Genomic DNA, 12,952 nt, shown 5'->3' on the forward strand with positions numbered 1-12,952 from the left:
AGCTAATTAGTAATATAAAAAGCTGCCTGTTTTTTTGTTACAAATGCATGCTCTCCTGATTGTTCATGGAGAAGCCGCCCCGTTCTACGTTGTCGAAGTCCAGGGCCGGGTCGTATTCTATTTTGATGGCTTTTAATTTTTTTACAAGGCCCCAGGGTTCCTGGACGGACAGGGTTTCGCCGCGGCCGGAGAGGACCCACAGGACTTTATAGCCTCGCGGCGGTTCGGCGAGCTTGGTTTCGCCTTTGCCGTCGGTGAAGTAGATGAGGAGGTCGGTGTCCTTAGCCTCGTTGGCGTACTGGAAGACCGGCGAGTAGGACGTGCCGCCGCGGACGTCGAGGCGGTTTTTGATGTCGGCCAGCTCGCGGACCTGATAGACGCGGCGGATTTCGTCGTCGCATTCGATGAGGGTGATGTCGTGCTTATAGTTGCGGACGATGTGGAAGACTTCCTGCATGGCCTGCTTGAATTCGCTGTCGCTGATGCTGCCGCTGATGTCGACGGCGACGATGAGCCTGGCCACGTGGGCCCGCAGGTGGCCGGGCAGGTCCAGCCGTTCCGGCTGGCGGCGGTTGCGCCGGGCCGTCGTCTTTTTCTTGCCGCTGGCGATGGAGCCGACCAGCTTTTTCAGGTACCAGTGCCAGGGCAGGTCTTCGTCTTCGGCTTTCAGGGCGGAAATCATGCTTTCCAAGTAGTTGGAGAGCTGGCCCTTGTGGGCGGAGTCGATGTATTTGGCCGTGAACTTCCGCAGGGTTTGTTCGTCTATGTCGTCCGATTCGTCCCAGGCGTCGTGGGTTTGGTCGGGGCTGTAGGACACGGCGATGGTTTCGTCGCGGCGGCTCCCTTCTTCGAGGGCGTCCTTTTTATCCGTCCGCAGGTCCAGGGCCGTCTGTATTTTTTCCACGTAGTATTCGAAAGACTCGAACGGCGTCAGCAGGAGGTCGAAGTTGATGTTGACCCAGTCGATGGTCGTGGAAAAGGGCGGCAAATGGTCCAAATAGGTATTGACGACGACATCCATGGCCAGGTTGATGGCCTGCTTGCTGTAGCTGCCCTTCAGCTCTTTGGCCCGGACGAGGTGCATGGAGACGACGTGCAGAATTTGATGCTTGATGGCCGTTTCCATCTGCTCCGGCGACAGGGCGAGGAAGATAAGGGGGTTGAAATAGAGGATATATCGCGTGCCTTTGAAGGTGACGCTGGTGGCGTCGGCGATGCTGAAGCGGATTTCCTTGCCCATTTGAAACAGGAAATAGCCGAAGAAATTGTCCTTGTCCTCCATGAGGCGCAGGTTCAGCCTGTCGATGAAGGTGAAAAATTCCCTGGCGAAGGCTGTTGGGACGGGAGGCCTGTTTCCCTGGTTTTGCTGCTTCCGCAGGTCGTCGGCGACGAGGGAGGCCTTTTGGTACAGCAGGATGGCTTCGACGGTCAGATTGTGTTCCATAGGATCACCTGATAGGGCGGTACGCCTTGAAGTAGGCGTCTACAAAATTGGCGTTTTCGATAGCGTAGGCGTAGACCTGCTCGTTCGTCGCCTTGATGTCCTTCATGATGCCGATGAGGAGATCGACGGGATAGAGGGACAGATATTCCATGAGGCGGTCGACGGCTTCGTCGGCCCGGCCGTCGTCTATGACATCGTCCAGGCGGCGGAGGATATTCTTGGCCGCCAGGTACAGGCGCGTGTGGCTTTCGCCGGCGACGCGCTCTGCCAGGGATGGGTTCAGGGCCGGGCCGGAGAACACGTCGTCGTAGCTGATGAGGGGCTGGGCGTCCGATTCGATGAAGTTTACGAATTCTTCGGCGATGAGCTTGCCTACGTTGCCGCGGATGACGTTGAAGAATACGGCCTTCGGCACGTCGCCCTGCTGGGTGTAGAGCTTGTACAGGTCGGAAATGCGCTCGTAGCTGCGCGGCGTGGCGTTGATGTCGCCGTCGTTGTGTTTATCCAGGTATTCCGGGAAGGTGGAAATAAATTCCATGACCTTCGGGTCGATGCCGGCGTCGGCGGCCCAGTCCAGCCACTGCAGGTAGTCCGCTTCCATATACAGCCAGACGAAGCGGTTTTCCTGGGCGGCATCCATGGCGACGGCTTCGTAGTCGTATGAGTCGGCCGGATTCATGGCGGCGACGATGCGCACGTCCTTCGACAGGACGTAGCCGTTGATTTCCCTGTTGAGGATGAGGTTCATCAATTCCTGCTGCACGGCGTGCTCGCAGCGGTTGATTTCGTCGATAAACAGCAGTACGGTGCCGCCGCCGGCGATGACTTCGTCGATGGCCCGCAGCTTATGATGGACGGCGTAGACCGTCGTCTTTTCTTCGACGGCCTGTCCCGCGTCGTCGCGGCGCGTGTAGGTTTCAATCGTCGGCAGGCCGCCGATTTCCCCTTCCTTCAGGAGGTTGCCATCGATATTGATGAGGGTCCAGCCGTGTTTCTCCGCCAGCTGATGAGCCAGGGAGGTCTTGCCGATGCCGGTCTCGCCGACGAGAAGGGGCACTTCGCCGGCGGCCAGGACTAATTCTACGCTTCGTAAGGTGTCGATAAAATTCATGATAGTCTCCTATTTTATGGTTAATTTTTCGTCTACGGTGATTTTTTTGGCCTTGGCGCTGCCCCACTGGTCGACGAATAGGACCTTGTCGACAGGGCTCATGTCCAGGGCGCTGCAGTTGATGAAGGCGCGGACGTACGGCTCCGATACGTCGTCCTGAGACAGGACGCGCCGCAGCACCTCCTTGAGCTCGTCCCGACTGATGATGCAGTCCTTGGGCACGTATTTCATGACCATCGGGTTGAGGGCGAAGAAGGACAGCATTTGCTCCTTCGTCGGATGGGAGAGGAGCAGGACGGCCTGCTCGGCCTTCTGCACGGCGGCGAAGACTGCCGACGGGGCCGGGGCGTCGATATAGCGCAGGGCCTCGTAGTTTTCGGCGACGGCTGCTTCCTGAACAGCTGCGCTGGGGTTCTTGATGTATTTTACGGCGTCGTAATTCTTGCGCACGGCCTGCAGCTGCAGCTCTTCGCTGGGATTGGGGATGTAGCGGATAGCCCATCCCGACTGGGAGAGAGCCGCCTGAATGAGGGCCGGCGACGGGTTTTCCACGTAGGCCAGGTTGTTCCAGCCGCTCTGCACGGCATGGAGCAGCAGGTCTTCCGGCGGATTGTCGATGAACTGGATAGCCCGCGCCGTATTGGCGATGGCCGCTTCTTCCATCTCCCTCGTCGGATTGTCGATGTACTGGAGGGCCAGGCCGTTGGTCTGGACGGCGAGGAGCTTCATAGCGTCGGTCGGGTTTTCTATGCGAGCGATGACGTACGGGTTGTTCCGTATCATCTTCATGTATTTTTCAGTTTCCATAGAACGCTTCCTTTTCTTCATATACTATAAAACAATACAATGGGCGTATGGTAAGGCCCATACATGATTATATTAAACAAAAAAAAACAGGCCTGCAACTACATTTTGAAAAATGCGTTGGGCCTGCTGTCAAGGGCGGCTTATTTCCGTATCAGCGCCGCTGCGCGATGGATGTTGATGAACGTTCCCATGACGTCGCGGAGGCGGAGGGGATCGGCCGATGTATTGACGTAAAAAGATTGGCCGTCCGGCGCGTATACGCCGGTCAGGGTGCTGTCGAAGGAATAGGACTGCTCCCGCTTATTGGCGTGGAACGACGCCTTGTATTCGTTGATCTGGCGAATCAGCCGGCCTGATTGATAGGCTTCGGCGTCTAAGGGGTCGGCATACGTTTCGACGTAGAGGGTGCAGGACAGGTTTTCGAGGCTGTTGGGATAATCCATGGTCTGAATGGCCTGAATGGTATTGATATCGACGTAGACGACGCTGTCGTTCTGGGCGCTGACGACGCGGTAGCGGTCGGGCGACTGGAGCAGCGTGTCCGAATCCATAGCCTGGGACGCAGCGGAACCAGCTAGGAGCAGGAACGACAGGGATAAGAGGGAGAGAAGTTTTTTCATAGGGCTTCATCCTTTCTTCAGAGCGTATAGTATAAGAGAATTGTACATATTGTACCATACTCCAGAAGAAACGCAACGTCGGAAACGGTCGGGGCATGGCAGCGCCCGGCGGGAAAATGGAAGAAATATATTGAAAAATATATAAAGAATAGATATAATGACAAGGTATTGTAAACGTCTGCGTGGGAACGCATCAGTCCCGATAACTAAGGCGTTTTCAGCCGTATTCCACTTGCGGAATCAAGGAAAATATCATAAAATACTCCTATGGAAAACGTAAATCCGTAATGTTGAATGGAGTTCTTGATGACCATATTGTAGTATACGGGAAAGGATTGGTTCATATGTTAGATTTTCGTATCCATACATTTTTATGCGTCTGCCGCCACATGAATTATACGAAGGCTGCCGCCGAACTGCAGATTACGCAGCCTGCCGTATCGCAGCATATCCGGCATCTGGAAAAAGAGTATCAGACTAAATTGTTCGACTACACGGGCAAGCGGCTGGAACTGACCCAGGCCGGTCAAATTCTGCTCAACGCGGCGACGACGATCAGCCATGACAACGTCATGCTCAAGCAGCGCCTGCAGGACCTGCAGCAAAACAATAAATCCGTCGCCTTTGGGGCGACCCACACGATCGGCGAATTCGAGATTATCGACCGCCTGGCCGACTTCCTCCACGAGCACGCCGACGTGAACATCCGGATGAAGATCGCCGATACGGACAAGCTGCTGAAAGCCGTCGACGAGGGGATTATTGATTTTGCCATCGTCGAAGGGTTCTTCGACCAGGACCAGTACGAAACGCTGCTGTTTTCCAACGAGCCGCTCATCGCCGTATGCGGGCCCGATTACGACGCGCCGTCGGAAATGTCTTTGGCCGACTTGATGCGTTATCGGCTCATCGTCAGGGAAAAAAGCGCCGGTACCCGGGAGCTTCTGGAACGGAGCCTGGCCGAGCACAGCCTGACGATTTCCGATTTCCCCCTTCGCCATGAAGTAGGGAGCCCCCAGGCCGTAAAGGGACTGACGTGCCGCAACTGCGGCGTCGCCTTTTTATATGAAAAGTCCGTGCGGCAGGAAGTAAACGACGGACGGCTCAAAGAAATCGCCATCCGCGATTTTTCCGTTACCCACGCCGTGACGTTTTTGTGGCGTAAAGGCAGTATGTACAGCGCGATGTTCCGGCAGATGTACAATCAGCTCAAAGGCTGAGGGACGCGTCGCTGATTCATGATGTAGTAGTTATGTTTTCTGAAAGGGTGAAATATCATGTTATATTCGACAGAAGTAAAGAATATGTGTCCCGTAAAAAAGGGCGCGTATCACGGCCCGGCACCGATTCCTGAAGAAGGCAAATGGGTGCAGGTCAAAGAAATTAAGGATATCAGCGGTCTGACTCACGGCGTAGGCTGGTGCGCTCCTCAGCAGGGCGCCTGCAAGCTGACGCTGAACGTAAAGGACGGCATCATCGAAGAAGCCCTCGTAGAAACCCTCGGTTGCTCCGGCATGACCCATTCGGCAGCGATGGCTTCGGAAATCCTGCCGGGCAAGACGCTCCTCGAAGCGCTGAATACCGACTTGGTATGCGACGCTATCAACGTAGCTATGCGCCAGCTCTTCCTGCAGATCGTATACGGCCGCACGCAGACGGCCTTCTCCGAAGGCGGCCTTCCCATCGGCGCCAGCCTGGAAGATTTGGGCAAGGGCCTGCGCAGCCAGGTCGGCACGATGCTCGGCACGAAAGCCAAGGGCACGCGCTATCTGGAAATGACCGAAGGCTATGTCACCCGCATGGCTCTCGACGAAGAAAACCAGGTCATCGGCTATGAATTCATCCACCTCGGCAAGATGATGGACGCTATCAAAAAAGGCGTAGAACCGGCGCAGGCCATGGAAGACGCCAAAGGCCATTACGGCCGCTTTGACGAAGCAGCTTCGTATATCGATCCGAGAAAAGAATAAGGAGGGCTCATCATGGAATTGTTTGAAAGCTACGACAGAAGAATAGATAAAATCCTCGGCGTGCTGAAAGAATACGGCATCGGCAGCGTGGAAGAATGCCGCGACATCTGCGCCGCCGCAGGCATTGACCCGTACCAGATCGTAAAGACCGTTCAGCCCATCGCCTTTGAAAACGCCGGCTGGGCCTATACGGTAGGCGCGGCCATCGCCATCAAGAAGAACGCCCGCACGGCTGTAGAAGCGGCGAAAGCCATCGGCGAAGGCCTGCAGGCCTTCTGCATCCCCGGCTCCGTCGCCGACGACCGCAAGGTAGGCCTCGGCCACGGCAACCTGGCGGCTATGCTGCTCCAGGACGAAACGCAGTGCTTCTGCTTCCTTGCCGGCCACGAATCCTTCGCCGCCGCTGAAGGCGCTATCGGCATCGTCCGCAACGCCAACAAGGCCCGCAAGGTGCCCCTGCGCGTTATCCTGAACGGCCTCGGCAAGGACGCCGCCCAGATTATTTCCCGCATCAACGGCTTTACGTACGTACAGACCCAGTTTGATTACGGAACGGGCGAACTCCACATCGTCCGCGAAATCCCCTATTCCAAGGGTGAACGGGCCAACGTCCGCTGCTTCGGCGCCGACGACGTCCGCGAAGGCGTAGCCATCATGCATCACGAAGGCGTCGACGTATCCATTACGGGCAACTCGACGAACCCGACCCGCTTCCAGCATCCCGTTGCCGGCACGTACAAGAAAGAATGCGTCGAAATGGGCAAGAAGTACTTCTCCGTCGCTTCCGGCGGCGGCACGGGCCGCACGCTCCATCCGGACAACATGGCCGCCGGCCCGGCTTCGTACGGCATGACCGACACGATGGGCCGCATGCACTCTGACGCCCAGTTTGCCGGCTCGTCTTCCGTACCGGCTCACGTAGAAATGATGGGCTTCCTCGGCATGGGCAACAACCCCATGGTCGGCGCGTCCGTCGCTGTCGCCGTAGCCGTAGAAGGCGCGGCTAAGGAAGGCAAATTCTAATTCGGCATTGCTTCGTATTCGCAAAGTGCAAAACGCAGTTTCCCAATCGGGAAGCTGCGTTTTTTGACGCTCCTGTAGTATTGTGATATAATATATCCCGACAAAAATATACAAAGCGACAAAAGGCTATCCGGCAAGATGCGTTTCGGTCTGTTGCGGATAGCTTGTTTCTTGTGAAATCATATATAACCTGCTAATAAGACAAGATGTAAACGGTAATGACGTAGTAGTGAAATGGGGTATTCGATGAAGACGAGAAAAAAAATTGCAGCTATGATATGTTTCATGATGATGACTTCTGTATCGGTTGTCGGCGCGACGTTTCATCCCGGTGACCGGGGCGATCAGATCGTGGCGATTCAAAACGCCTTAGTCCGCAACGGCAGCGACATCGCCGTCGACGGCGATTACGGCACGGGGACGCAGGAAGCCGTCAAGGCCTTTCAGGAACGGCACGGCCTGGACGTAGACGGCATTGTCGGCGCCCAGACCTACGAAGCGCTCATGGGAGCGGCTATGCCGGAAAACGTGAGCAGCCACTTTATTGAAAAAAAAGCGATTAAAAACAAGGGGAAAGAAAACCTCATGTTTCCTCTGGTCACGGCGGATAACGCCATCAGCGTCGTCCAGCAGGCCTTGGCCAATAAGGGCTATAACCTCGACGTAGACGGCGTCTTCGGCGTCGGCACGGAACAGGCCGTCCGCAAATTCCAGGCTGACAACGGCCTCGACGTAGACGGCGTCGTCGGCAAGGCGACGTTCTATGCCCTGACAGGGGAAGCGCTGCCCGGCGGCCCCCTGCGCCGCTTCGGAAACGGCGGCTACGGCAGCGCGACGGGCACGGCCAACTCCCGCCTCGCCAAGCAGCTCCTGGGTATCGCCAACCAGTATAAGGGCGTGCCCTACGTCTTCGGCGGCTCTACGCCGTCGGGCTTCGACTGCTCAGGCTTTACGCGCTACGTCTATTCGGCCGTAGGCATCAGCCTGCCCCGCTGCGCCGACGAACAGTACAGCGTCGGCAGCGACGTATCTATGTCCAACCTCCAGCCCGGCGACCTGGTATTCTTCTCGACGTACGAACCGGGCATTTCCCACGTAGGCATCTACATCGGCGACAGCCAGTTCATCAACGCCTCCAACGACGGCGTCAGCGTAGCCGACCTCAACAGCCGCTACTGGGCGTCCCGCTACGTAGGAGCCAAACGGGTCATCAACGGATAAACCGCACGAATTTCATATGGCAACATACAGCGCGCCCTTCTGCGCCAGATAGAGTTATCTGGTACAGAAGGGCGCGTTTTGTCATTTCAGCAGTTTATGGGCTAAGGCGTAGTCGACGAGCTCTGATTTCGTCGTGCAGCCCAGTTTCTGCATGAGTCGCGACTTGTACGTCGATACGGTCTTGATGGAAATGTGGAGCGTATCGGCGATGGCTGCCAGGGAATAGCCGTGGACGAGGTAGGTCAGGACTTCCCGCTCGCGGGCCGACAGGTCGACGGGGTCCTTCGGCGGGTCGATGAGGCTGTTCAAGAGGGTATGGGCGTCTTCGTCGCTGAGGTAACGGCGGCCGTCCATGACGGTGCGCAGGGCCTGGAACAGCTCCGTGTCGATGGCGTCCTTGCAGATGTAGCCGTCGGCGCCCTGGGTCATGACCTCCTTGATGTACTGCTGCTCGCTGTACATGGTGAGGACCAGGATTTTGACGGCCAGGCCGCGCCGTTTGATTTCCTTCAGGCAGTCGAGGCCGCTCATGACCGGCATGGACAGATCGAGCAGGACGACGTCGACAGGCGTCGTTTTTAAGATGTCCAGTACCTCGCGGCCGTTGGAGGCCTCGGCGGCGACGTGAAAATCGCCTTGGGACGACAGGAGCAGCTTGAGGCCCGTGCGCAGGATGCGGTGGTCGTCGGCGAGCAGTATGTTAATCGGTTTGGTCATGGGAGACGCCTCCTTCGTCAGATGAATCTTTCAGCGGCAAGGTGATGACGATGCACGTGCCGTCGTTGGGGTAGCTGTCGATATAAAAATGGCCGTTGAGCAGCTCCGCCCGCTCGCGCATGCTGACGATGCCCAGGTGATTGTCGAGGCGGGCCTGCTCCAGCGTGTCTTTGCTGAAGCCGACGCCGTTGTCCGTAATGGACAGGGTCAGGGTATCGTCGTCGGTTTTGATCGTAATATCTACCGTATCGGCCTGGGAATGGCGGACGATGTTGGTCAGGGCTTCCTGCATCAGGCGGTAGCACAGCAGGGAAATCGGATGGGACAGGTGGGAAAAATCGCCGCTTTGGGAAAAGGAAATGTGAATGTGCGGCTGGGCGCGGCGGAACGTGTCGAGGTATTTTTCCATAGCGACGATGAGTCCCAGGTCGTCGAGCAGGGGCGGGTGCAGGTTGACGGCCAGGTGGCGCAGCCCTTCCAGAGTATCCTTCATCAGGTCGCGGACGCCGCACAGGAGCTCTTTGGCATCGGCGTCGCTCGTCTTGTCCATGATGATGCGCAGGTAGGCCAGCATGGTGACCATGGACTGGCTCGTCTCATCGTGGAGCTCCCGGGAAATGCGCCGCCGCTCGTCTTCGCGGGCCGAAAAGAGCTGGCTGATGAGCCACATCCGCATCTTTTCCTTTTCCTGCAGGGCCTGGAGCAGGCGCGAGTTTTCCTGCTCGCGGGCGGACAGGCGCGACGACAAGGTGTTGAAGGCCCGGGCCAGGCGGCCTACGTCATCAGGCGTCTTTTCCGGCACCTTTACCTGATAATTGCCCCGTCCCAGCTGGCGCACGGCGGCGGCCATCTGCTGGATGGGCTTGAGGAAGCTGCGGGCGTAGCGCGTGGCCAGCCACGAAGAGGCGAGGCAGATGAGGATGATGAGGATGATCATTTCCAGAAAGCGGCGCTGCATGACCTGCATCATCGTCTTTTCCGACAGGCCGATGCGGAAATAGCCGACCAGGCCGTTGTCGATGGGGCAGAGCACTTCGCGGATATACCCTTCGTTGCTGTCGAAGGTCACTGTATCTACGGCGACGCCGGGCTTCGGCTCCCGCACCAGGGGCAGGCCCTTGGGGATGCCGTTCGTGAAGGTGCTGGCTAAAATCTGTCCGTTAGGATGAAAGACGATGATGTAGCGGATCTGGTCGTTCAGGGACTGGATCTGCATGAGCCGCTCCGTCATGGAAAACCGGTCGTCCAGGAGAATGTCGCTGCTGATGACGGCGCTCATGGTCTGGCCGATTTCGACGCCCGACTTGTCGAGCTCCCGCTCCATTTCGGAGCTCGTCGTGTACAGCAGGAGGCTGCCGATGAGCAGGCCGCAGATGAAGATGGTGCCGACGATGAGGGCGTTAAATTTTACGTACAAGCTGTAATTTCTCATGGTTATTCTCCAGGTACGTTGTTGCGGATACTGTATTTATGGCGGAGGGCGGCGTACAATTCCGGCTCAGGCGGCACGAACTTGTCGATGAGGGTGCGCTGCATGGCCTCGTGCAGCGCCGGGTCCTGGTCCATGCTGTAGAAGATGCGGCGCAGCTCGGCCTTTTCGGCATCGGGCAAATCGCTGCGCATCACGACGGGCCCTGTCGGAGCTGCCGGCAGGACGGCGAAGACCCGGACCTTTTCGCACAGCTGGGGATTCCGCCGGTTTACGAAGTCGTAAATCTGGCTGTCGACGCTGGCCGCGTCGGCCAGGTGGTTGGCGACGGCCCAAATGGATTTATCGTGGTTATAGGTGTAAAAGGTCGATTTGAAATAGGCCGAAGCCGACGTATTCATGTCCAGCAGAAGAAAGTCGATGGCCTGCCGGCCCGAATAGCTGAGGGGATCCGTAAAGGCGAAGACCCGGCCCTGCAGCTGGCTGAAGTCGGTAATGTCGCTGTCCGAGGCGGCGATGAGATAGGTCTGGTACAGTACGGACCCGTTGGTCTGGGTCATGGCCAGCAGCTCGATCGGCGTTTTGCCCCGGTAGGCCGAGTAGGCCCCGGTGGAGAAAAAGGCGATGTCGGCGCCGCCGTTGTCCATGAGCTTGTTCAATTCCTCATAGGTGCGCTTCTGCAGGAGGACTGCCGGCTTCTGCCGCTCCTGGGAAATGTGGTTGACAAACTGCTGGTACGACTGGCGCGTTTCCTTAGGCGACATGACCGAGGCGAAGGCGATGCGCAGGGGCTGGACGGACGACGCCGTCGCCGCCGGGGCCGTCTGCGGCTGAGTCTGGGTAAAGTCGATGTTTCCCGCCGGCCGGTCGCAGCCGGCGCAGCACATCAGGACGGCTGCCGCCGCCGCAGCGAGCAGGCGAAGCCAGGTTTTGCTCCGTTTCATAGCATAGCTCCTTCACAGAATGATACGTAGTCTTTATATGTATCATATCATGAAATGACAGAGAGAGAAACTGACGGCGCCGTATAAAAAAAGAAGCAAAGAACCATGTCTTCGCTTCTTTTTCTAACTGCCGGAGCAGTTCCCTAGAAGAGTTTTGAGATGTATATGAAAGAGAGAAAGCAAGGGGGATTAATCTTCCTGCGGTTTGGCGTTCCAAACGAGGAGAGCCAGGAGCGTCGAGGCGACAGCTGCGCCTACCCAGAATTCCGTAGCGTAGCCGAAGTCGTATACCTTTTCGCCGCCAACGACGGTGATGGTCATGAGCTTGCCTGTGACGAATTCCTGAATGGCCGCGCCGGCATAGCTCAGGAGGCCGATCATGCCCATAGCCGCGCCGGTAACGCGCTTCGGCACGATGTCGACAGCCATGAGGCCGCCCATGTAGCAGACCAGAGCGCCCATCGTAAATCCGTAGAAGGTCATGCAGAGCATGTCGACTGTAAAGGAATGGGGAGCCCAGACGAAGCCGGCGATGGACAGGGAGTACAAGATGCCGTACAGCAGGGCCGGTTTATTGCGCTTGTGGTTGAAGAACTTGTCGGAAATGAGGCCGCACAGGAGAGCGCCGAAGATACCGGCAACCTGCATGTAGGCCATGACGCCGGCTGCGCCCATGATGTCGTAGCCCTTTTCCGTCGTGAGATAGATGACGCCCCAGCTTTCGACGGCGTAGCGGGCGATGTATACGCAAAGGGAAGACAAGCCGAGAATCCAGACGGCCGGGTTTTTGACGACGGCGTTCCACTGCTGGGAGCTGACGGATTTTTTCTTTTCCGCGTCGACCTGTTCCTGCGTCTTTTCGCCGTAGTAGACGGCGCCGTTGGGAAGACCCATCGTTTCAGGACGGTCGCTCATGCCGAAGTAAATGAAGATCGTGCCGATCAGGGAAATGATACCGGCGGCGACGAAGCCCATGGACCAGTTGTAGGCCGATACGATGGCGGCGATGGCGAAATAGGCGAAGGAAGAACCGAGGTTATGGCTCGTAAACCATACGCCGTACAAGGTGCCGCGCTGCTTGTTGCTGAACCACTGGTTCAGGGCGACGATGGACGGGCCTGCGCCGTAGGACTGGAACCAGCCGTTGAGGCCCCATAATACGGCTAAGGGGACGAAGGAGTTTACCAGGCCCATGCCGACCATCGTAAGAGATGAAATGAAAAGACCGAAGGAGAAGAAACGCTTGTTGTTCATTCGGTCGGCGAGGAAGCTGTTGGTAAATTTCCCTAAGCCGTACGTGACGAAGAAGATAGAACCGATAATACCGATTTCCGTCGGCGTGACGATGCCCGACGCCAGGAGCGGCTTTTTGATGACCGAATAGCTCTGGCGGATGATGTAGTAAAAGGCATAGCCAATGGTGATGGAGGCGAATACGCGCCAGCGGACGCTGTTGAACTTCCGCTTGACGACTTCCGAATCGGCGATCTGCGCGATATCCGGACCGGTTTTGAAGAACTGCCACAATAAATTCAACATACAGAAAAACTCCTTTCTTCATACTGCCTGTGTTTGGTCGTTCTTATTTGTTGAATTTATTATAATAAAACATAGTAACCATGCGGTATCGGAAAAAGTCTGATTTTGTTGTAGGAATTTTTCTGAC

The 12,952-nt window shown here is 56.9% G+C and carries 12 protein-coding genes; 4 read left to right on the plus strand and 8 right to left on the minus strand.

Annotated features, from left to right (window positions below):
• Nucleotides 1-37: 37 nt before the first annotated feature.
• The 4 genes from CJ260_RS02655 to CJ260_RS02670 form a co-directional block, all read right to left on the minus strand.
• Nucleotides 38-1,444, minus strand: coding sequence for a VWA-like domain-containing protein (locus tag CJ260_RS02655; RefSeq protein WP_095629071.1), 1,407 nt, complete (start codon nt 1,442-1,444; stop codon nt 38-40).
• Between the two features lie 4 nt (nt 1,445-1,448).
• The gene (locus tag CJ260_RS02660; RefSeq protein WP_095629072.1) at nt 1,449-2,555 is read right to left on the minus strand and encodes an ATP-binding protein; all 1,107 of its coding nucleotides are present in this window, start codon (nt 2,553-2,555) and stop codon (nt 1,449-1,451) included.
• 9 nt (nt 2,556-2,564) lie between these two features.
• Complete coding sequence (locus tag CJ260_RS02665) at nt 2,565-3,362, minus strand: hypothetical protein (protein WP_095629073.1); 798 nt, start codon at nt 3,360-3,362, stop codon at nt 2,565-2,567.
• Nucleotides 3,363-3,502: 140 nt separating this feature from the next.
• Nucleotides 3,503-3,982 (minus strand): hypothetical protein, encoded by a 480-nt coding sequence (locus CJ260_RS02670; protein ID WP_087478585.1) that lies wholly within the window; start codon nt 3,980-3,982, stop codon nt 3,503-3,505.
• Nucleotides 3,983-4,326: 344 nt separating this feature from the next.
• Between CJ260_RS02670 and CJ260_RS02675 the strand changes: the two genes are divergently transcribed.
• From CJ260_RS02675 to CJ260_RS02690, 4 genes are all read left to right on the plus strand, one after another.
• Nucleotides 4,327-5,202: a LysR family transcriptional regulator gene (locus CJ260_RS02675; RefSeq protein WP_087478586.1), complete on the plus strand. Its 876-nt coding sequence runs from the start codon at nt 4,327-4,329 to the stop codon at nt 5,200-5,202.
• Nucleotides 5,203-5,259: 57 nt separating this feature from the next.
• Complete coding sequence (locus CJ260_RS02680; protein ID WP_095629074.1) at nt 5,260-5,952, plus strand: iron-sulfur cluster assembly scaffold protein; 693 nt, start codon at nt 5,260-5,262, stop codon at nt 5,950-5,952.
• 12 nt (nt 5,953-5,964) lie between these two features.
• Entirely contained in the window at nt 5,965-6,975 is a 1,011-nt protein-coding gene (locus tag CJ260_RS02685) for a GGGtGRT protein (RefSeq protein ID WP_087478588.1), read from the plus strand.
• A gap of 285 nt (nt 6,976-7,260) precedes the next feature.
• A complete protein-coding gene (locus CJ260_RS02690; protein WP_233127871.1) occupies nt 7,261-8,196 on the plus strand; it encodes a peptidoglycan-binding protein in 936 nt (311 codons plus the stop codon).
• 81 nt (nt 8,197-8,277) lie between these two features.
• Here the strand turns inward: CJ260_RS02690 and CJ260_RS02695 are convergent, their stop codons facing one another.
• The 4 genes from CJ260_RS02695 to CJ260_RS02710 all read right to left on the minus strand — a co-directional run bounded on the left by CJ260_RS02695 (nt 8,278) and on the right by CJ260_RS02710 (nt 12,825).
• On the minus strand, nt 8,278-8,913 hold the full coding sequence (locus tag CJ260_RS02695) for a response regulator transcription factor (RefSeq protein ID WP_233127872.1): 636 nt from the start codon (nt 8,911-8,913) through the stop codon (nt 8,278-8,280).
• On the minus strand, nt 8,897-10,345 hold the full coding sequence (locus CJ260_RS02700) for an ATP-binding protein (protein WP_095629075.1): 1,449 nt from the start codon (nt 10,343-10,345) through the stop codon (nt 8,897-8,899). The genes CJ260_RS02695 and CJ260_RS02700 overlap by 17 nt, the downstream gene beginning before the upstream one ends.
• A gap of 2 nt (nt 10,346-10,347) precedes the next feature.
• Nucleotides 10,348-11,286, minus strand: coding sequence for a phosphate/phosphite/phosphonate ABC transporter substrate-binding protein (phnD, locus tag CJ260_RS02705; RefSeq protein WP_095629076.1), 939 nt, complete (start codon nt 11,284-11,286; stop codon nt 10,348-10,350).
• 189 nt (nt 11,287-11,475) lie between these two features.
• Nucleotides 11,476-12,825 carry an MFS transporter gene (locus tag CJ260_RS02710; RefSeq protein WP_095629077.1) on the minus strand — a complete coding sequence of 450 codons (1,350 nt, stop codon included), beginning with the start codon at nt 12,823-12,825 and terminating at the stop codon, nt 11,476-11,478.
• Nucleotides 12,826-12,952 lie beyond the last annotated feature (127 nt).

Origin of the sequence: Megasphaera sp. ASD88 (genome assembly GCF_002287425.1) — a bacterium.
Lineage (GTDB): Bacteria > Bacillota > Negativicutes > Veillonellales > Megasphaeraceae > Megasphaera > Megasphaera stantonii.

Bases quoted from the DNA above. Each gene is read 5' to 3' on its own strand.
- CJ260_RS02655 (WP_095629071.1), bottom strand. From the start codon at position 1,444: ATGGAACACAATCTGACCGTCGAAGCCATCCTGCTGTACCAAAAGGCC.
- CJ260_RS02660 (WP_095629072.1), bottom strand. From the start codon at position 2,555: ATGAATTTTATCGACACCTTACGAAGCGTAGAATTAGTCCTGGCCGCC.
- CJ260_RS02665 (WP_095629073.1), bottom strand. From the start codon at position 3,362: ATGGAAACTGAAAAATACATGAAGATGATACGGAACAACCCGTACGTC.
- CJ260_RS02670 (WP_087478585.1), bottom strand. From the start codon at position 3,982: ATGAAAAAACTTCTCTCCCTCTTATCCCTGTCGTTCCTGCTCCTAGCT.
- CJ260_RS02675 (WP_087478586.1), top strand. From the start codon at position 4,327: ATGTTAGATTTTCGTATCCATACATTTTTATGCGTCTGCCGCCACATG.
- CJ260_RS02680 (WP_095629074.1), top strand. From the start codon at position 5,260: ATGTTATATTCGACAGAAGTAAAGAATATGTGTCCCGTAAAAAAGGGC.
- CJ260_RS02685 (WP_087478588.1), top strand. From the start codon at position 5,965: ATGGAATTGTTTGAAAGCTACGACAGAAGAATAGATAAAATCCTCGGC.
- CJ260_RS02690 (WP_233127871.1), top strand. From the start codon at position 7,261: ATGATGATGACTTCTGTATCGGTTGTCGGCGCGACGTTTCATCCCGGT.
- CJ260_RS02695 (WP_233127872.1), bottom strand. From the start codon at position 8,913: ATGACCAAACCGATTAACATACTGCTCGCCGACGACCACCGCATCCTG.
- CJ260_RS02700 (WP_095629075.1), bottom strand. From the start codon at position 10,345: ATGAGAAATTACAGCTTGTACGTAAAATTTAACGCCCTCATCGTCGGC.
- phnD (WP_095629076.1), bottom strand. From the start codon at position 11,286: ATGAAACGGAGCAAAACCTGGCTTCGCCTGCTCGCTGCGGCGGCGGCA.
- CJ260_RS02710 (WP_095629077.1), bottom strand. From the start codon at position 12,825: ATGTTGAATTTATTGTGGCAGTTCTTCAAAACCGGTCCGGATATCGCG.